This is a genomic window from Parasedimentitalea nitratireducens, assembly GCF_057444295.1.
The window spans coordinates 395,148-414,664 of record NZ_JBYAXC010000001.1 but is presented as its reverse complement, the minus strand read 5'-3'; the positions used below and the strand labels follow the sequence as shown (position 1 = coordinate 414,664).

At 55.3% G+C, this 19,517-nt stretch carries 19 protein-coding genes and 1 tRNA gene; 12 read left to right on the top strand and 8 right to left on the bottom strand.

Annotated features, from left to right (window positions below; translation table 11 throughout):
• The first annotated feature begins 52 nt into the window (after positions 1-52).
• The 4 genes from AC2T28_RS02125 to AC2T28_RS02110 all read left to right on the top strand — a co-directional run bounded on the left by AC2T28_RS02125 (position 53) and on the right by AC2T28_RS02110 (position 4,022).
• Positions 53-829: a beta-keto acid cleavage family enzyme gene (locus AC2T28_RS02125; protein ID WP_486747291.1), complete on the top strand. Its 777-nt coding sequence runs from the start codon at positions 53-55 to the stop codon at positions 827-829.
• A 2-nt stretch (positions 830-831) separates the two neighbouring features.
• A complete protein-coding gene (locus AC2T28_RS02120; protein WP_486747290.1) occupies positions 832-2,154 on the top strand; it encodes an aspartate aminotransferase family protein in 1,323 nt (440 codons plus the stop codon).
• Between the two features lie 573 nt (positions 2,155-2,727).
• The gene (locus AC2T28_RS02115) at positions 2,728-2,922 is read left to right on the top strand and encodes a hypothetical protein (RefSeq protein WP_486747289.1); all 195 of its coding nucleotides are present in this window, start codon (positions 2,728-2,730) and stop codon (positions 2,920-2,922) included.
• Positions 2,923-2,960: 38 nt separating this feature from the next.
• Positions 2,961-4,022, top strand: coding sequence for an agmatine deiminase family protein (locus AC2T28_RS02110; RefSeq protein ID WP_486747288.1), 1,062 nt, complete (start codon positions 2,961-2,963; stop codon positions 4,020-4,022).
• A gap of 20 nt (positions 4,023-4,042) precedes the next feature.
• Here the strand turns inward: AC2T28_RS02110 and AC2T28_RS02105 are convergent, their stop codons facing one another.
• The 4 genes from AC2T28_RS02105 to AC2T28_RS02090 all read right to left on the bottom strand — a co-directional run bounded on the left by AC2T28_RS02105 (position 4,043) and on the right by AC2T28_RS02090 (position 7,154).
• Positions 4,043-5,170: a M48 family metallopeptidase gene (locus tag AC2T28_RS02105; RefSeq protein ID WP_486747287.1), complete on the bottom strand. Its 1,128-nt coding sequence runs from the start codon at positions 5,168-5,170 to the stop codon at positions 4,043-4,045.
• Complete coding sequence (locus AC2T28_RS02100) at positions 5,170-6,378, bottom strand: YjgN family protein (RefSeq protein WP_486747286.1); 1,209 nt, start codon at positions 6,376-6,378, stop codon at positions 5,170-5,172. The genes AC2T28_RS02105 and AC2T28_RS02100 overlap by 1 nt, the downstream gene beginning before the upstream one ends.
• Positions 6,379-6,588: 210 nt before the next feature.
• A tRNA-Ala gene (locus AC2T28_RS02095) sits at positions 6,589-6,664 on the bottom strand.
• A gap of 163 nt (positions 6,665-6,827) precedes the next feature.
• Entirely contained in the window at positions 6,828-7,154 is a 327-nt protein-coding gene (locus AC2T28_RS02090) for a TIGR02300 family protein (protein ID WP_486747285.1), read from the bottom strand.
• Positions 7,155-7,253: 99 nt separating this feature from the next.
• Here AC2T28_RS02090 and AC2T28_RS02085 point away from each other — a divergent pair, with 99 nt between their 5' ends.
• From AC2T28_RS02085 to AC2T28_RS02065, 5 genes are all read left to right on the top strand, one after another.
• Positions 7,254-7,940, top strand: coding sequence for a M48 family metallopeptidase (locus AC2T28_RS02085; protein WP_486747284.1), 687 nt, complete (start codon positions 7,254-7,256; stop codon positions 7,938-7,940).
• 55 nt (positions 7,941-7,995) lie between these two features.
• On the top strand, positions 7,996-8,646 hold the full coding sequence (locus AC2T28_RS02080; RefSeq protein ID WP_486747283.1) for a GntR family transcriptional regulator: 651 nt from the start codon (positions 7,996-7,998) through the stop codon (positions 8,644-8,646).
• Between the two features lie 40 nt (positions 8,647-8,686).
• A complete protein-coding gene (locus tag AC2T28_RS02075; RefSeq protein ID WP_486747282.1) occupies positions 8,687-9,328 on the top strand; it encodes a hypothetical protein in 642 nt (213 codons plus the stop codon).
• 258 nt (positions 9,329-9,586) lie between these two features.
• Positions 9,587-10,498: a hypothetical protein gene (locus AC2T28_RS02070; RefSeq protein ID WP_486747281.1), complete on the top strand. Its 912-nt coding sequence runs from the start codon at positions 9,587-9,589 to the stop codon at positions 10,496-10,498.
• 84 nt (positions 10,499-10,582) lie between these two features.
• On the top strand, positions 10,583-11,857 hold the full coding sequence (locus AC2T28_RS02065) for an alpha/beta hydrolase (RefSeq protein WP_486747280.1): 1,275 nt from the start codon (positions 10,583-10,585) through the stop codon (positions 11,855-11,857).
• Positions 11,858-11,945: 88 nt separating this feature from the next.
• On the opposite strand, the gene AC2T28_RS02060 is transcribed toward AC2T28_RS02065, so the two are convergent.
• Positions 11,946-13,970 (bottom strand): EAL domain-containing protein, encoded by a 2,025-nt coding sequence (locus tag AC2T28_RS02060; RefSeq protein WP_486747279.1) that lies wholly within the window; start codon positions 13,968-13,970, stop codon positions 11,946-11,948.
• Between the two features lie 370 nt (positions 13,971-14,340).
• Complete coding sequence (locus tag AC2T28_RS02055; RefSeq protein WP_486747278.1) at positions 14,341-15,303, bottom strand: acetyl-CoA carboxylase carboxyltransferase subunit alpha; 963 nt, start codon at positions 15,301-15,303, stop codon at positions 14,341-14,343.
• Positions 15,304-15,504: 201 nt separating this feature from the next.
• Here AC2T28_RS02055 and AC2T28_RS02050 point away from each other — a divergent pair, with 201 nt between their 5' ends.
• Positions 15,505-16,338 carry an AraC family transcriptional regulator gene (locus AC2T28_RS02050; RefSeq protein WP_486747277.1) on the top strand — a complete coding sequence of 278 codons (834 nt, stop codon included), beginning with the start codon at positions 15,505-15,507 and terminating at the stop codon, positions 16,336-16,338.
• Positions 16,339-16,342: 4 nt separating this feature from the next.
• Positions 16,343-16,981 carry a GyrI-like domain-containing protein gene (locus AC2T28_RS02045; RefSeq protein ID WP_486747276.1) on the top strand — a complete coding sequence of 213 codons (639 nt, stop codon included), beginning with the start codon at positions 16,343-16,345 and terminating at the stop codon, positions 16,979-16,981.
• A 60-nt stretch (positions 16,982-17,041) separates the two neighbouring features.
• Here AC2T28_RS02045 and AC2T28_RS02040 read toward each other — a convergent pair whose 3' ends face one another.
• The gene (locus AC2T28_RS02040) at positions 17,042-17,638 is read right to left on the bottom strand and encodes a LysE family translocator (protein WP_486747275.1); all 597 of its coding nucleotides are present in this window, start codon (positions 17,636-17,638) and stop codon (positions 17,042-17,044) included.
• 72 nt (positions 17,639-17,710) lie between these two features.
• On the opposite strand from AC2T28_RS02040, the gene AC2T28_RS02035 reads away from it, so the two are divergent.
• The gene (locus AC2T28_RS02035) at positions 17,711-18,163 is read left to right on the top strand and encodes an Lrp/AsnC family transcriptional regulator (protein WP_486747274.1); all 453 of its coding nucleotides are present in this window, start codon (positions 17,711-17,713) and stop codon (positions 18,161-18,163) included.
• A 225-nt stretch (positions 18,164-18,388) separates the two neighbouring features.
• Here the strand turns inward: AC2T28_RS02035 and AC2T28_RS02030 are convergent, their stop codons facing one another.
• Complete coding sequence (locus AC2T28_RS02030) at positions 18,389-19,348, bottom strand: L-malyl-CoA/beta-methylmalyl-CoA lyase (protein WP_486747273.1); 960 nt, start codon at positions 19,346-19,348, stop codon at positions 18,389-18,391.
• Positions 19,349-19,517 lie beyond the last annotated feature (169 nt).

Sequence of the window (19,517 nt, the reverse complement as noted above, 5' to 3'; positions counted from 1 at the left end):
TGTGCAACAACATAGAACTCACAAACGCCAATGGCAGGCTAGGAGGCCAAACATGGCAGATTATCAGGTGACAGTTGCACCAAATGGGGCGCGGCGGGGGCATGCAGATCATGCTAATCTACCGATAACCATGGACGAGATCGCAACCACAGCGGCCGAGTGCCGGGCCGCGGGTGCGCATGGCATTCATCTCCACGTTCGTGATTCCGCAGGCCAGCATAGCTTGGATGCGGGGCGATATCGCGAGGCCATCGCCGCAGTCGAAACCGCTGCCCCCGGACTAGCCATTCAAATCACTACCGAAAGCGCTGGGATCTATGACGTCGCGGAACAGGTTGCCTGCCTGCAAGCGCTCCGCCCGGCTTCAGCCTCTATCGCGCTGCGCGAGATGGCGCGTGACCCGGCCTTGGCAGCACGAGCCTATGCAATCTGCGCCGAAGCGGGAACCAAAGTGCAGCACATAATCTATGACCCCTCGGACATCGACCAACTCAGCCACTGGTACCAAGACGGTACCGTTCCAACCCAGATGCGTGATGTGATCTTTGTCCTTGGCAAATATCAGCCACAGGTGCTGGCCCAGTCCTCAGACCTGCAGGCTTTTCTTGCTGCAACCACCAACATGCGCTTCAACTGGAGTGTCTGCGCCTTTGGTCGCCATGAGCACGCCTGCCTGCTGTCCGCCATTGCTGCGGGTGGCAATGTACGGGTTGGGTTCGAGAATAACATTGAATTTCCAGACGGCAGCCCGCTGCCTGACAACGCAACATCTGTTGCTACTTTGATCAAGGCCGCCGCCAAGGCAGGCCGCATTTTGCAAGAGGTTTAACGATGAGCCATGTTTTCCCCCGCCACACCAAGTCCGACTTGCCAACAGCTGTAGGTGGCGATGGTTGCTATCTGATTGATGCCAATGGCAAACGCTACTTCGATGGCTCGGGCGGCGCGGCTGTTTCCTGTCTGGGGCACTCCGATGCCGATGTCATCAAGGCGGTGCAGGACCAAGTCGGCACACTGGCTTTTGCCCATACCAGCTTCCTCACGTCTGATCCGGCTGAGCAACTGGCCGACCTGCTAATAGCAAACGCACCGGGTGATCTGGACAGGGTGTATTTCGTTTCCGGTGGGTCCGAGGCGACCGAGTCGGCGATTAAACTGGCCCGGCAGTACTATCTGGAAAAGGGCGAGACAGAGCGCCGCCACGTCATCGCTCGGCGACAGAGCTATCACGGTAATACTCTGGGAGCCTTGGCGGCGGGTGGCAACGAATGGCGGCGGCAACAGTTCTCACCGCTGCTGATCGACATCTCTCACATCGCGCCTTGTTACGAATATGCCGAGCGTCCCGAGGGCGAGAGCGCCTATGACTATGGCCAGCGCGTCGCCAACGAGCTGGAGGAGGAAATCCTGCGACTTGGCCCTGAAACCGTCATGGCCTTTATGGCAGAACCCGTGGTTGGGGCCACATCGGGTGCGGTGCCTCCGGTCGAGGGGTACTTCAAACGTGTCCGCGAGATTTGCGATCAATACGGCGTGCTGCTGATCCTGGACGAGGTGATGTGTGGCATGGGTCGCACCGGCCACCTGTTTGCCTGCGATGCGGATGGGGTCGCGCCCGATATCCTCTGTATCGCCAAGGGCTTGGGGGCGGGCTACCAGCCTATTGGTGCCATGCTCTGCTCCAAACAAATATATCAGGCGATCGAGGGCGGCAGCGGCTTTTTCCAACATGGTCATACTTACATCGGCCATCCGGTGGCCACGGCAGCCGGGCTGGCGGTGGTCCGCGCCATGCTGGATCGCGGGCTGGTCCAGCGCAGCGCAGAGATGGGTGAAAAGCTACAAGCAGCCCTGACCGACCGTTTTGGTCAACATCCCCATGTGGGTGACATCCGGGGCAGGGGGCTGTTCCGCGGCATTGAGCTGGTTGCAGATCGCAACAGTAAAACCCCGTTTGATCCTTCAGTCGGGCTGGCCAAAAAGATCAAAAAAGCCGCCTTTGAGGCTGGCCTGATCTGCTATCCGATGTCCGGCACCCGCGACGGCGTCAACGGCGACCACATCCTGCTGGCGCCTCCGTTTATCATCACAGATGATCAGATCGGCGAGGTGGTGGACAAGCTGGAATTAGCAATCGGGCAGAGTTTGACCTAGGGCAGGGCCACGCTTGATCTTGGGAAGGTGTCAAACGCCTTCCCACAAGCCCGCCTGGTTATCCGAAGAAATTGGGAAAACGAAGTGTGCCTCAGGCCGCATCACCCTTCCGCCAGGCATAGCGTGTTTGCGGCTTTACCGGTTAAACGCCGACTTATCCCAATCAGCTAACAATGCTCCTAGTTCCAATCCCGCGATTTGGGCTATGAGGTCAATTTCCGCGTCATTCTGCAATTCGTCAAATTAGCCTTGGAGCTTTCTATCCTTATTGTAGCGCTCACCAATTATACTCACGGTAACTACTTCCCGTCTGTTAAGACGTCAAAAATTTTTCCAAACCAGTACAACGTTAGAATTGTCAGCGTCGAAATAAAAGTAGAGGCATCTATTATCTCGAACCAAAAGAAGCAGCTGTCAAAAGGAGTGAACCCAGATAACGGGTGGTTTGACGAGCAAATTGCCGCCCAACAGAAATATTGTTTTTTTCACTCATTTTCGTTCCTGCGGTCGCGGTAAAGGCGTTAAATGATGTGTATGGTTACCATGCCGAAACGCAAGCACTAGAATTTGCCAATGTGTAAGCCCCATCACCGTTTTCGCCACACCGAGATGTGTTTGCGGCTCAGCCTGTCAAACGCCGACCTGTCCCAATCCGCCCAGCGATGCTCCAGCTCTAACCCAGCGATTTGCGCCATGAGGTCAAGTTCGGATGGTCAGATTGGCGAGGTGGTGGACAAGCTGGAGCTGGCGATCAAGGCGTCGCTTTGATTACAACTGGCATCAGTTAAGGCAAAGAGGGGTAGGGCATGAACCGGCGAGGTTTTGTGATCGGAAGCAGTGCGCTGACAGCGGCAGGCTTACACGGCACAGCAGGCTTGGCAAACCCGCAATCGGGCTTCTACGTCCCGCCCGAAGAGGCTCCGCACCAGCGGACATTCATGCAATGGCCCGTCAGCCGGCGCGTGTATTCTGATCGTGGCTTTTTGGAGTACACTCAGGACACCATCTCCAACATAGCCAATGCGATCTCAGACTTTGAACCAGTGACCATGCTTGTCGCGGCGGGGGAACAGTCTAACGCCCGCCACACACTCTCAAGCGCAGTCGAGCTGTGGGATATCCCAACCGAAGACCTGTGGTGCCGCGATGCTGGACCGATATTTGTTATTGATGGTAAGGGTGGGCTGGCTGTCAGCCATATCCAGTTCAACGGCTGGGGGCGCAAGCAAGTTCACCGCAACGATGGCCGCATTGCCGAACGGGTTGCCGACCGGCTGGGGCTAGAGTTGATCCCAACGGGCCTAATGGGTGAGGCAGGCGGCGTTGATCAAGACGGCCACGGCACCTTGCTGGCGCATGAAAGCTCGTGGGTGATCAAGAACCGCAATCCTGGCCTGTCGCGCGCTGAGGTTGAGGCGCGCTTGCTAACTGCCTATGGCGCAGATCGCATGATCTGGAGCGCCGGGGTCAAAGGCGAAGATATCACCGACTATCACATCGACAGTCTGGCCAGATTTACCGGGCCAAAGCGGGTGTTGATGAACCTGCCAGATCACCCGGAACCCGCCGATCCCTTCCACATCGCTGCCCTGGAAACCCATGATGCCCTGATCGCAGCAGGGCTGCAGGTTGAAGTGATCCCCGAGCCTGAGAAACGCCGCGTGAACAGTTATGACTTTGTCGCTTCCTATGCCAACTGCTACGTCTGCAACGGCGCGGTGATTGCAGCCCAGTTTGGCGATGCCGAGGCCGACGCAATCGCTGTCGACGCCTTGAAACGCCACTATCCCGGCCGCGAGGTTGTGACACTGAATGTTGACGCGTTGGGTGAGTTGGGCGGCGCCACGCAGCAGATGCCGCAGGTGTAGCGCATTGATCAGATCCGGTTTTACTCACAAATCGCCTTGAGCGCCGCCCAGTCATCGGCATCCAGCGCAGCAGTGCCGCTTGAATGGTCTTCGGCATTGGCGCGTGCGCGCTCAGCCCGTCCGCTGGTCACTGGATGGCTCAGCAAATAGGCTGGAACGTACTGAGTAACGGGGCCTTCCAGTTCCTCTACCTGTTCAAAGAAATCAGCCATTCCCAGCGTGCTGATGTCCGCTCTGTTCAGCATTTCCAGGGCGAATGTATCTGCGTCGGTTTCGATGTCGCGAGAGTAGCTGGAGTGTAAGATGTTGTCCGCAAGCACCGCCATGGCCGAGCCTCCGGTCACGTCCCCCAGTATCAGCGCCAGTATGCCAGCGGACCCAGCAGCGCGCAGGCTGTTTCTGGTGGCGTCCCTGCGTTCAACATGTCCGATCTCATGCGCCAGAACTGCTGCAACGGCGTCGGGGCCGGTGGCTTCCTCCAGCAATCCACGTGTCAGGACAATCTGCCCGCCGGGCGCTGCAAAGGCATTGACCATGCCGCTGTCAAATACACTCAGTTCGAGCTGATATTCCAAATCGACATTGTCGGTCAGCCGCGCAGTCATCTTGTTGAGCGCATCAACGCCCTTGGGGTTGCTGCAATGCAGATCACCCATCGCACTGCCACCCAGAAAACGCTCAACCTGTGCAACGATTGTTTTGCCAAACACCACTTCCCGCTCGATCGGGATAATACGCGCCAGGGTATCCGCCATGTTGGGCAAGACAACAAATAACATCAGAAACACCGCTGCAACCGCCGCAGTGGCCCGATAAAACAAGCGCTTGTAGCTGCCGGGGCGCAGATCTGACTTGAACAGATCAGGGCAGGCGCTTTCGAGAACCGCAATGAACTGGGAATCTTCGATGGTTAGCCGCGCTAGGCTGCGCTGTGTTTCATCATCTGCATTTTGGTGCAGGGACAGAACCAAAGGATCACCAGGCTTGCTGCGCTTTTCCGCCCGTAGATCAGCCAGCGGCCAGAGCAGGCCGCCAGCGATGGTTTCACCGCGAATTTCCAGGACGTCACCAGATGGAGGCAGGGTGGCATCAACGTGATGCCGCCTTGAAAACTCTCCATCAAAATATGAACCCGTCGCGCTATGCACTAGATGGCACCGCCAATATCGAGCGCTTCGGCAAAGCCCTCTGCGTCGGCACCGGCATCGGTGTCTCGCTGGAGAATGTTGGCGAGTGCGGCCTTGTTTTCCAGCGTCACATTGTTGATCACATGCCCAATGATGGGCTGAATGATCATCGACAAAATAGCGGCGTTAAACGCAGCAAGCATGATAAGATAGCCTGCAAAAATCCCAATGCTCATCATTATCCCTGTCGCACTAGACATCTGAGTAGTACCGGCTGCAGATCCAGCAATTGCAGCTACGATGCCGACTACAAGGAACATAGCGATGGCAAAGACCAGTCCCAAGACAAACATTCCAAGCAGAACGGTCCCAACAATAGTTGCTGTCTCTGGTTTGGCGACGAATGTGATTTCACCACCCAGCGTCTTGTTTTTTGCCAGGTATCTGAATGCATGAACGCGATAGGACACCATGCCAACCAACAGCCAAACATAGCCGACAGTTCCACATACCATGATCAGACCTGTGGACTGTGCCGCAGCGCCAACAACCATTCCTACCACCAAAATGAGGAAACCAATGATGAGATGTTTCATCGCCGCATAAAGCTTGGTCCACCGACCGTTTTGCTCAAATTTGGCATCGCCATACCACGTACGGTCCGTCAGGTATTTTTCCAGCTTAAAGGTCATCAGCGGCAGGAAAATGCCTAGGGTCACAACGGTAAGGAGCCAATAGGCCATCGTCCGCCAGACATAGCCCCAAGCGGCTTTCTCAGCACCAAAACGAATACCTTTCCAGCGGGTGCGTGCCAGTTTGTAGCGTCGCGCACGGTAGGCCGCAAAGAACATCAGCGGCAAAATCGCCAGCATCGAGGCATAAATCGCAACAACCTGAGTGATGGCTTGCTGCGTCGTCTCAGGCTCGATGAACATGCTTATCCCAAAATAGAACAAGCCAATTTGCACCAGGCCCATGTAGATTGCCAAAATGACAATCGCAACCAGGAAGCCAAGGAACTTTTCAAGTCCGGTGCCGGTGTATTCAAAGGAATCACCGTCAAGCGTTGCCGAGGACCAGATATATTTGCGAATCCGTGTTTTTGCCCAAAAACGATAAATTCCCAGCGTCAGAATTGTGAGTATCGAGGTCATTAATGCCAGTTTGAAGAGTTGCGGATTTTTCCCGTGGTAACGCCCCTGGGCAGTTGTGCTTTCTTGTTGTTCCATAAAGGCCTCGTGGAAATGTATTAATTAATAAGCAAATTCTTATGTTTAGAGCCGGATTGTCGGCGATACTTCTTACGTGTTGGGCTCTAAAAGTAAAGACGCGTGCATTTCTACGATGCCGCTCGTTGCCAAATTGCAAAGGGAAAGCACAGCAAAAGCCATGACCTGCACACGTTCAATGCTAACAGCGCTTCTATGGTAGAGAGGGTTTGGTGGAGCCTAGGAGGATCGAACTCCTGACCTCCTCGCTGCCAGCGAGGCGCTCTCCCAGCTGAGCTAAGGCCCCAAACCGAGCCGCGTGATGTTGCCGTCCCGCGGTGTGTGGCTGATTTAAGGGACGATGGCGCACTCCGCAAGAGGAAAATGCGCCACCATCTAAGCTTTTTTTCGAAGTGCCAAATTCGGGCTCCTCAGGGTGAAAAAGCACACCCTCCTATCATCACGACAGATTAGGAATCGTCGTCGTTTGTGGCGACATCCGCGATTTCTTCCAGAGGTACAGTATCCTCTTCGTCGTCATCATCCAGAACGTCATCGCCCAGATCGATATCGGATGTGTCGTCATCATCCAGCACGGTTTCCTCTGTGCCGGTGTTTTCTTTGGCCTTCAGGGTTGCCGCATCCGCTGCATCCGCTGCAATCATCCGGCTCTTGCCGGTTTCCAGTTCGACCGCTTCGCCCGTATAGGGGCTAATGATCGGAGATTTGTTCAGGTCGTAAAAGCGCTTGCCGGTGGTTGGGCAGATGCGCTTTACACCCCATTCTTCCTTGGGCATGTGTATCCCCTCGATTAATGCTTGAGTCTATCGACGATTCCGACGACCTGCCATATGAGGTGGGAACTGTCAAAGCCTTTAGTCTTATAAGGGGCCCCAATGGCCGAACATCTCCTGCCTGGGAACCCTCCCGTTCCGCTGACTTTGCGCCGTTCCCCACGTGCGCGGCGGATTAGTCTGCGTATATCGGCTTTGGATGGCCGGGTCACTCTGACGCTGCCCAAGCAGCTGCCTGAACGCGAAGCGCTGGAATTCGCCGCCGAGAAGGAAGACTGGATACGGACCCATCTGGCGCAACACCCCGAAGTGATTGCCGTTGAAAGGGGGGCGTGTTTGCCAATTGATGGGCGGGACCGCCGCATTGTAGGGGCAACGGGCAAACGTGTTGTCCTGCATGAGAATGAAATCGAAGTGCCTGGCGATCGTCCGGCCAAGGTGTTGCAACGGTTTTTGCGGGAACTGGCCCGGGACCGGCTGGCCGCAGCCTCAGACCATTATGCGGCCGCCCTTGGTCGCCCGTATTCCAGAATCACCCTGCGTGACACCCGTTCGCGATGGGGGTCATGTTCATCAGATGGGGCGCTGATGTATTCTTGGCGGCTGATCCTCGCACCAACCGAGGTGCTGCGTTATGTCGCCGCCCACGAGGTCGCCCACCTGGCGGAAATGAACCATTCGCCCGCATTCTGGACCGAGGTCGAAAACTTGTTTGCCGACTACCCCACCCCACGGGATTGGCTAAAGCAACAGGGCAGCAGCCTGCACCGATTCCGCTTTGATGTGTAATGAGTGTCGTCCGCTGACTGGTTGACGACAGGCTTTTTTGTGATCACATAGCCTTATGATCGTTTCCCCACGCCCCTCCGAAGTCTCCTCTTCTGCGCATGACCGGGTCTATCGCACCTTGCGCACCCGAATCATGCACGGCGAAATCGCCCCGGGCGAGGCCCTGACCCTGCGCGGTATTGGCAAAGAGTTTGAGGTCTCGATGACCCCGGCCCGGGAATCCGTGCGCCGATTGGTGGCCGAAGGCGCGTTGTTTTTGTCCACCTCGGGGCGGGTGTCGACCCCGGAACTCAGCAATGAGCGCATCGAAGAGCTGGCTGCCCTGCGCGCCTTGCTCGAGGTGGAGCTCTCAAGCCGCGCCTTGCCCCGCGCCCACATGGCGCTGATTGACCGGTTGCAAAATATCAATATGACCGTGGCCGAGGCGGTGTCGAAACGCGATGCGGTAGGGTATATCCGCTCCAATCTTGAATTTCACCGCACCCTCTACCTGCGGGCTCAGGCTCCGGCGATGCTGGCCATGGCCGAAACGGTCTGGCTGCAGATGGGGCCGACGATGCGCACCCTGTACGGACGCCTGCGCCGTACCGAACCGCCGCATAATCACAAGCTCATCATTGCTGCCCTCAAGGCCGGGGACGAGCCCGGCCTGCGGCTGGCCGTGCGGTCGGATGTAACCCAGGGGTTACGGATGTTGGCGGGGTAGGGTGCCCTGCTGTTTTGTGATGCAGCTCATGGATTAATTTATGCGAAAAATTATCAATCAAAAGCTTTCGATACTAAAGTGGTTTGGTCAGAAACCTTCTGCGCGACCAGGCGCCCCGATTAGTTTGAAGCCCGAGATGTTTCTGCCTGAAGCGGGCAAACTCTCCGCGCATCTTTTCGAAAACCCTCTGACTGGGGTAAAGCGAGATCTTTACTGGAGTTTCAAGTTTCGTTTTCAGCCATTCGAGTATGAGGAGGAACAGGAAGAACCGGGCCTGTTGGTCGATTGGCTGACCTTTAATAATCCTCAGGATGTATTTCGGTCCAAAATGGAGGTCACAAGCAAGCGCAATCCTGATGGCGAGGCCTCTTGCTATTTTCAAGGCACCCATCTTAGCGCTGCTCAGTGGAAATTTGAATTCGCACCCATTCCGCAAATCCGCAAATGGACCTTGAACTATGACCTGATGGTCGATTTTTGGACGGTGGAAGAAGAGGGGGAGACGAATGTTCAACTCGCCGGTTCAACGGTGTTGGAGTTTGGGGGATTTGATATCGTGAAAGATAATTTTTCGCCTAAGGTCGGCAATGCGCAGGACGCGATTGATTTGTTATCCCAGCACATCACTCTGGACCCTGAGCTGGAATGCGAAGACCGAGATTTTAAATTTGTGATCAAGTAGAACCGGCTTCGCAACTTACGGGCCTCTACAGCAGCCCAGCCTCGAAGAGGGGCTCAATCAAAGATTGGTTGGAACCGGGCGGGCCTGGCACCGCGCTGGGGCGCGGCGCCAGGCCAAGTTCGCAACTGGAATGAACCAAAAATGCTTCAGAAGAGAGTGGAAGAGGGGGTTGCCTTCACATCATTTCTCTTGCGATTTGATGGGTATTGCAAAGGCGTGTTGCTGGGATTTGGCTATTTGATTGAAAGTTAGACCATTATGAGCAGACCTTTTGCATTCACAGGGGATCCAGACATTGATCGCCACCTGCAAGGAGCGCTTGGCAAGCTCAAAAGAAAGCAGTTCTTGTCTTGGCTTGTCATCCTAGCAATGTCCGGGTTGGCTGTTTGGGCGGCTATTGTTTTGGCCCAATTGAACCCAGATGAGCCGCGTTTGCCATTCTTGCCGCTGATTGCAGTGTTTGTGGGTGTATATTTGGTCAGTAAGAAGCTTAATAAAGCATTCTCAACTGAACTGTTGCCATCTGTGGCCGATGCAGTTGGTTTGGAATATGAGCAAGAATTCTCTGCGGTGCAGGACTTGGTAGATACAGGGCTGCTTCCTCAAGGAAAGGTCCAGCGGTCTGAAGATTGGCTGAAGGGTGATTTTGGCGAGGTATCAGTGACCAGTTGTGATGTTAGGATTACAACAAGGGAGCGGCATCCCAAGACTCTTTTTAGCGGTTTGGTTGTCTCGTTAAAACACACTGAGAACAGAAATTGGTTGGTGGTCACAACACCTGACAGGGCACGCACCGGACCATCCGGACGGCCATTGGTGGGTACACGAAATCTGGTTGAGACTGTCCAGAGGAAATGCCCGCGCGGAGAGCCGTTTACAGCCTTTGCTAGCGACAAGGATAAAGTGAACTATCAAGGGTTCGATGACTATCTTGATGCGGTTCTTCGGCTAAATGCCGAGCTTGCAAACTGTCAGCTGTTTTCTTTGGTGCGGTATTGGGATGAATCCCACGTCGCCTTGTCCTGCGATGGAAATCCAATGGCCTTGGGCGGGTTGTTTGTCACCCGTTCAAAGTTACAAACACAAGTAGCGAAGGCGGTATCGGACATGCAACTGGTTCTTCAGGTTGTGCAAATCTTATTGGAGGCGGAAGCGGCTGAAAAGAAATGAGAAAGGTGGCATTGCTGCCTTCTACGCCATACAGTGTAGTCACGCGGGACCATTTTCAGTTAAGGGTAGTTTAGGAATATGGCAGTGACGCAGTTTTTTGCAGGATCTGTGTGGCGGGTAACTGCAAGTATATTTCTTCTCCTTTCTGCCTGCGGTCCTAATGTCTATGACGAGATCGAGTTGATGCCGTCGCCCACGGTCTATGCCGAGGCTGGTTTTGACCCCTATTCCAGTATTACCGCAGAAAACGTTGCCGAACGCGCCCAGCTTTTCTATGCAACCGACCGAATGCCATCTGATCCAGACGATCCACAAGCCTTTTACAACAACACACGCGGTCACCTGTTGCGCACCGGTGTTGCCAATGTACAGATCGATCCTCCCCTCAATTCATGGGAGGATATTCGGCGTGTGACCCTGATGGGAGAGCGCAACACGAGTTATAAGCTCCGGGTGTCGCAGGTGTTTGAGACCGGCGTGATGCCGTTCAGCGCGACCAGCTACATGGAAAACCCACCCTTGCAGCAAGATATGGACGCTGCGGGACGCCGCTTTGCTCGGCAGGTCGAACAGCACCTTGCCACCACCGAGAATAAGGACATTTTCATCTACACCCACGGCTACAATGTGGATTTCGACTACTCCACCCTTGTGTCCAAAGAGTTGCAGCATTTCCTGGGGTATCAGGGCGCATTCATCAGCTATAATTGGACCGCAACGCCCAGCAGGCTGGCTTATTTCCGCGACCAGGAATCGGCCATGGTGACACGCCGCAACCTGCGATCGCTTATTGAATACCTGTCGGCAAACACCAGCGCCCGCCGTATCCATCTGATCGGGTATAGCGCCGGGTCAAGGCTGGTGTTTGAAACCGCCTATCAAATCGCCCTGCAAGCGGAGCCAAAACCGCGGCTGGGGCGTTTGATCCTGATCAGCAGCGATCTGGACCGCGATTACTTCTTACAGGCGATCGAGGATGATCTGTTGGATGCGGTCACCGATCTGACGCTTTATCAGTCGCAAACAGATTCAGCCCTGGCCATTTCCAAGTTTGTGTTTGGCCGGGAACGGCTGGGACAGGCGTCGGGTGATGCGGCAATACAGCCCGCTGCCCGGAAAAAACTTTCGGAACTCAGCAATCTGCACATCATCGATGTGACCAACGCCGAAGAGGCCAGTGTTGGCAACGGTCACTGGTACTTCCGCTCATCCCCCTGGGCCAGCAGCGATCTGTTCATCTCACTGCTGACAGACCGCGCGCCGGGTGAACGTGGTCTGGCCCGCCCACCGGGGGAGGTTGTCTGGAGCTTTCCATCGAACTACCCGCAAATCCTAAAGCAAAGCAGAGCAACCCATTAAGGCCGACGTCCGCCTGGCCAGGCGGATTTGACTAACCGCACTTAGAAATCACACAAAGTATATCCTGTACGAGTGACACTGCAGCATATCACGCAGATGTACTGCCATTCCTGGTCTCAGGGATTGCTATGTCAAAAAGGTATGCCCGCGCATCATCAAGCTCCAGCGGCCTAGAGAAATAGTATCCTTGCCCGATACGATCTACACTGCCCTGGATCAGTTCGACTTGTTGCTCAGTTTCTATCCCTTCGATTACAAGCTCGACACCGAGGCTCTCAGCCAGTTCTGCGATATGCTGAAGAAGTTTGTGATTGTCATTGTTAAGTTCAATGTCACGTACAAACTCACGATCAATTTTGATTTCGTCAAACTTCATCCGCAAAAGATAGGCAAGCGACGAATAACCCGTTCCGAAATCATCCAGTGCGACACGCACACCTATTTGGCGTAATCTGCTCAGAACATCTTGAACAAGCTTCCAGTTCTCGATGGCAGCGGTTTCAGTTACTTCAATTGTCAGCCGGTCGGGTTGTAGCCCGGTTTCCCACAGAACATCCTGAATGTCCTCCAGCAAAGAGCCGCTGCGAAAGGTGTTGGCAGACAGATTTACAGCAACCGGAATATCGACGCCCGTTTCCATTTCCAATTTGGTAGAAAAACATGCAGCCTCATGCATAACACGAAGATCGAGATCCCTGATGGCACCGGTATTTTCGGCCACCTTAACAAACTCATCGGGTGATATATCTTCACCGTTCAGGCGCCACCGCGATAGAGTCTCAAACCCTTTAAAGCTGCCATCGCGCAGCAGCACCTTTGGCTGCATCACAATGCGGAGCTCACCTTCATGAATCGAGAGTGGCAAACGGGCTGCAATCTTGTTTTGACGTATTATAGAGTCATCAATTGCCCGATCAAAAAGCTGATAAGTGTTTTTCCCGCGACCTTTCGCAACATAAAGTGCTGCGTCAGCAGATTTCAGCAGATCTGATGGTGTGTTTGAATGGATGTTCGCCCAAGTGGCGATCCCGATTGAGCACTTGGGGACCATAAGCCATTTTTCAAATTCCGAAGGCTTGGACATCTCATTCAAAATACGCTGCGCCATCGCATCCGGTTCGCTTGAATGGCATTCCGAATCCCATACCATTGCAAATTCATCGCCACCCAGACGTGCCACAATGCCATTGGTTCCCTGCAGGCATTCTTTCAAACGAGAGGCAACCTCGACCAATAGGGCGTCGCCGGCTGCGTGACCCATTGTATCATTTATTGTCTTGAACTCATCCAGATCAATCAAAGCAGCGTTTAGGTTTTCTTTTTGAACACGCTTTAATGCCTCGCACAAAAAGTCGTTAAAAAGCTTGCGGTTAGGCAGCCCGGTGAGGGAATCGTGAGACAAAAGGAACTTTTCCTTTGCTTCAGCTTCGTTCTTCATTTTTTCAATGTGCACACGAGATTCCAGCCTCAGCACATTGATGTTGTGGTTCCGTTCCCGCGTGGCCAGCAGCCAGAAAATGATAAGCGAAGAAATAAACCACAAGGCAGAATATCTGATGTCGTCGATAAGGTTGGTGGTTAGATCTCGCTCGACGATATAGGCGCCCATAACGTCGCCAATTTGGTATGCCTCTTTTTGAAGCAAGTCATTGTGGCAGCTTACACAGCTTTCAGTGTTGGCAATCGACGGAAGCACCGTACGCCCAATCACGCGATTTCCTTCAATCCGGTGTTCCTGAAACGCAGGCGATGTGGGGTTATCGACAAATCCTTCTATGATCGCTTCGAGCCGGGGGTTTTGTTCTGATATGCCAAGTTCAAGGCCGGGCCGACCAGGCATCCTCACAGATGTGTTTTGCCTGTCACTATTGCCGGGATCCGAGTCGCTAAAATGCTCTATTCCCAGTCGTCGGAAAGTCGCAGGTACGGGCGCACCTTCGCCCCTGTTTTGGGAAAAAACCGACACAAAGCTGTTTGTCATTTCAATGAGTTGTAGGCGTTCCCGTTCATTGATTGCTTTTTCTTCCGTCCAGGCAAGGGTGAAATACCCAGCAGCCGTCACCGACGCAGCCAAAATCGCCCACAAGAAAGTAGCACGAACATTGTTTCTCACTGGCTTTGCCAAATTTCCCTGCACCACTTCACCCCACTTGCGATAACTTTACGGGCATACCAAAGGCTATGCAGATTAATCCAAAGTGAAATATCCAGTCCCACGATGAGTGAAACACCGAGTAATTTATCGGCTTTTTCCTTAAATCAGTGCAAGCCGCGAGAGTAGCATGTCGCCGGGCGCAACCTAAAGAACTGCGTTGCTTGCAAGCGTGTTAGCGCACTTTTGCTTTGATCTGCGATCAAGCTCCTAAGCCATCAACGATGAACGGCAGGGGACGGCATGGTCTCGATAGGTTTTGGTCTGTTGAATAATAAAAGCCCCGAACCTTTTGGTCGGAGCTTTCTAAACTGCGAATTTAGGGAAGGGCCTAGGCTGCCAACCCCTTGGAGCCAAGCTCCAGGTATTTCTTTTGGCGGTCCTTGATCAGCGCCGGGCCGTCCATCGCCTTCATCTCGTTCAGCAGGCCCTGGATGGCTTCGCCAACGGCGGCAATTGCTGATTCGCCATCGCGGTGTGCGCCACCTTTGGGTTCAGCCACTACGTGATCGGCCACACCCAGCTCTTGCAGATCTTGTGCCGTCAGGCGCAGCGCTTCGGCAGCTTCGCGCATTTTCTCGGCGTCTTTCCACAGAATCGATGCACAGCCCTCGGGCGAGATCACCGAATAGACGGAATGTTCCAGCATCGCCACGCGGTTGGCGGTGGCAAAGGCGACTGCCCCACCAGATCCACCTTCACCGATGACGACAGATACCAGCGGCACACCGATCTGCAGACAGGCCTCGGTAGAGCGGGCAATCGCTTCGGACTGGCCACGCTCTTCGGCCCCTTTGCCAGGGTAGGCGCCTGGGGTGTCGACCAGGGTGATCACCGGCAGGTTAAATTTGTCAGCCATCTGCAGCAGGCGGATTGCCTTGCGGTAGCCTTCGGGGCGCGCCATGCCAAAGTTGCGCTCGATGCGCGATTTGGTGTCGCTTCCTTTTTCATGGCCAATCACCATCACCGGCTGGTCGTTGAACCGGGCCAGACCACCCATAACCGCGTGGTCATCGGCAAAGCTACGGTCGCCCGCCAGCGGCGTATAATCGGTGAACAGCGCCTTGATGTAATCTTTGCAATGTGGACGCTCAGGGTGACGCGCCACCTGACATTTCCGCCAAGGGGTCAGATCCTTGTACAGATCGACCAGCAACTGTTCAGCTTTGGCATCCAGTGCTTCGGCTTCAGCCTCAACATCCATCTCTTCGTTGGCCCGCGCCAAGGCGCGCAGCTCTTCAGCCTTGCCTTCGATCTCAGCCAGGGGTTTTTCAAAGTTCAGATACTGGGTCATATAGCCTCACAAGCGCCGAATTTATCGCTATATGACCTCAGGGCGGCTCAGATGCAACTGTTGGAGGCGTTGGATTGCCAAGTAGAGCCATTTGCGATGGGGGATAGAGCGGGCAAAATGACATAATCAGTTTCAACTCAGCAAGATTTGTAAGCCCAGCCCATGCCAGATCTGCGGGTGACTAAGGAGCAGTAAGACCACATGCCAAACAGTTACGAAGACCGGATTCTGCGGGTGCTCAGCTATATCCATGACAACCCCGCCGGGGATTTGTCGCTGGATACGCTTGCTGATGTCGCCGCCATGTCGCGGTTTCACTGGCACCGGGTGTTTCGCGCCATGACGGGTGAGACCTGTGCCCAGGCGGTGCGACGGATTCGGCTGAACCGGGCCTCGATCTGGTTGGTGAATGATGACCGCTCGATTGAACAGACCGCAGCGGATATCGGCTACCCGAACACCGCCAGCTTTGCCCGAGCCTTTGCCGAGATGTTCGGCGCGCGCCCGGCCAGCTATCGTGCGGCGGGTCGTGTGCTGCCTCCGGTGTCGATGCGCAAATCAGGAGATTTCAGAATGTATCCCGTTACCATCCGCGATGAACCCGCTCGCCGTCTGGCCTCACAGCGCCATGTCGGGCCGTACTACGAAATTGGCAAAGTTTTTGAAAACCTTGTCGCCATTTGCATTTCGCGCAACCTGTGGCCCGATGTGGCGGGCTTTGTTGGCGTTTATTGCGATAACCCCGAAGAGGTGCCCGAGGACAAGCTGAACAGCCGCGCCGGGATGATCTGGCAGGGGGATACGATCCCCGAGGGGCTGGAAGAGTATAACCTTCCCGGCGGCAAAACCGCGGTGATGACCTACAAAGGTCCCTACGCCGGCTTGGCCGAGGCCTATCAAACTCTGTTTGGCGATTGGCTGCCAAACTCGGGCGAGGAGCCCGCAGATATGCCCTGCTACGAGATCTCGCTGAACTCGCCCCGCGACACCGCGCCCGAGGATCTGCTAACCGAAATCTGCCTGCCGTTGAAGTGAAACCATGACTGACAAACTTGATTTTAAACGCGCTTTCAAAGCCGAGTTTTCTGGCAAAGCCGGGCGCTGGGATGACTTGGTGATCCCCTCCATGCCTTACGTGATGATCGACGGGCAAGGCGATCCCGGCGGGCCAGAGTTTAGCAAGGCCATCGCCGCGCTCTATCCAATTGCCTATGGTCTGAAATTTCAGTGCAAGGCGGCCGGGCAGGATTTTACCGTCCCCCCGCTCGAAGCCTTGTGGATGGCGGATGATCCCACCGTCTTTGTCCGCAATGATCGTGACGCTTGGGTCTGGACGGCTATGATCCGCCTGCCGGACCATGTGACGCCCGAATCGTTGGAGCAGGTGCGCGAGACGGCGTTGAAGAAGCTCGCGAAGAAGAAGGATGCGCCAACCGATGTTGAGACCATGGGGCGGGTGTATCATGGCCGACTAGACGAAGGCCGCTGCCTGCAAACTCTGCACGTCGGGCCCTACTCGGACGAGGCCCCGACGCTGGCCCATTTGCATGACGAGCTGATGCCGGGGCAGGGGCTAACTTTTAACGGCCCCCACCACGAGATTTACCTAAGTGATGCCCGTCGTGTGGCGCCTGAAAAGCTAAAGACAATTCTACGCCAACCCGTTGCGCCGGTTTGAAACCAAAAAGGCCCGGCGCAAACGCCGGGCAAGGTTCAGGATGGTCTCGAGGTAAAATTCTTAGCTGGGCCAGAGCACCGGATAGAGCGACGCCACTAACAGCACTGCCATGGTCCAGTTGAATGCCATTAGGCGACGTGGATTGGTCAGCACCCGTGCCATCTGTTGGCCAAGCACCGTCCACGAACTAACCGAGGGCAGGTTGACCGCGCCAAACACCACACCCACCAGCAGGATTGCAGTAAGGGTCTGGTCTGGCGTGTAGGCACTGATAGCGGTCAGCGCCATCGCCCAGGCTTTGGGGTTAACCCACTGAAACGCCGCCGCCTGCACAAAGGTCATGGGCTTGCCACTGGCCTCACCCGCTTCGGCTGGGCCGGCATTGGCGATTTTCCAGGCGAGATACAGCAAGTAAACCACGGATCCGACTTTCAGCACTGTGTAGCTAACCGGATAGGCGTCAAACACCTGCACCAACCCGGCGCCGACCAGCAGCACCATGAACACAAAACCCAGCGCCACACCCAACATATGCGGAATGGTCCGGCGAAAGCCGAAATTGGCACCCGAGGCCATAAGCATCAGATTGTTTGGTCCCGGCGTGATCGACGAGACAAAGGCGAAGAGCGCAAGCGCAAGAAAGAGATCATAAGTCATGCACTAAGGTTTGCGAAAAATGCACCAAATGTAATTGCGTTTTGCAGCGTTAGCGGTCTATTTTCACAACTAATGGCGAAAATGGACCGCATAAACCAGCAGATATTGCATGAGCTGTCTTTGGATGGCCGCATCAGCAACCTGGAACTGGCTGACCGCGTTGGCCTGTCGCCCTCGGCCTGTCTGCGCCGGGTACAGGATCTGGAGGCCGAAGGTATCATCACGGGCTACCGCGCCGTGCTCGACCGCGAGGCCATGGGCGCAGGCTTTGTCACCTACATTGCAGTGGGGCTGGGGGATCACACCAAGCACGCGCAACATGCGTTTGAACAGGCGATGGATGCGGCATCGGAAGTAGTGGAGTGCCACAATATCACCGGCACTATCGAATACCTGCTGCGGGTCGAATGCCCGGACCTACCCAGTTACAAGCGGTTCCATACCGATATTTTGGGCACCTCGCCCTATGTGACGGCGATTACCACTTATGTCGTGATGGGCTCACCCAAGGACCTGCGCGCATAAGTGAGGCAGGGTGTTGCGTACCCAGCGTACGCACCTGTTGGGCCAGATACGCATCAGGGGCAAGGGCTGCAAAGGTGGCGCAATGCACCTCGGCGGTATGGAAAAGGGTGAGGTCTGTCATATTGAACAAAAAGCTAAGGGACGGGGCTGACCTTGGGAAGGTGCAAAGCGCCTTCCCGGGGGGAAGGTCAGGCGCGGCCCGGCGGTGCCGGACCAACACGGTGATTACTTGCCGGCGATCAGTTCTGACTGCGCCACGATCACCTCGGCCTGTTTGATGCTGGCGATGTCGACCAGACGGCCCTTGTATACCGTGGCGCCTTCGCCATTGGCCTTGGCGGTTTCCATCGCGTCCAGAATCTCGCGGGCCTCGGTCACCGCGGCATCAGATGGGGTGAATACCTCGTTGGCCAGCGCAATCTGCTTGGGGTGGATGGCCCACTTGCCAACCATGCCCAAGGTGGCCGAGCGCAGCGCCTGAGCGCGGAAGCCTTCGTCATCGGAAAAGTCGCCAAAGGGACCATCAACCGGCAGCACGCCATGGGTGCGGCAGGCCGCAACAATCGCAGTTTGCGCCCAGTGCCACGGATCCGACCAATGCTTTTCGCCTTCGCGCAGCATGTAATAGTTTTCCTGGGTGCCGCCGATGCCGGTGGTCTGCATCCCCATCGAGGCGGCAAAATCCGCAGCCCCCAACGACATTGCCTGTAGGCGAGGAGAGGAGGCTGCAATCGCCTCAACATGGGCGATGCCGGCGGCGGATTCGATGATCACTTCGAAACTAATCGGCTTGGTCCGGCCCTTGGCACGCTCAACAGCCGTAACCAGCGCATCCACGGCATAGACATCCTCGGCGCAGCCCACCTTGGGGATCATGATCTGATCGATCCGATCACCAGCCTGCTCCAGCAGGTCCACCACGTCGCGGTACCAGTACGGCGTGTCCAGCCCATTGATCCGCACCGACATATACTTGTTGCCCCAGTCGATGGTGTTCAGCGCCTCAATCACATTGGCGCGGGCGGTGTCTTTGTCACTGGGGGCAACCGAATCCTCAAGATCTAGATTGATCACGTCCGCCGCTGAGGCTGCCATTTTTGGGAACAGTTTGGTATTCGATCCGGGGCCAAACAGCTGGCAACGATTTGGACGGGCCGGAGCGGTGGGCTGAATGCGAAAGCTCATGTGCTGATCACCTGCTGAGTAATGAAGTTACGATTTGATCTCGATATGTGGTATTAAATTGCGCAGTGTCGCGCAAGTCTTATTGTGCGAATGCAGCAATGCAAGCGCAGCAATGGCCGTGATAGCGCCACCAAACAGCAGGATCAGCGGTCTTTTGTTCCGATGTGGG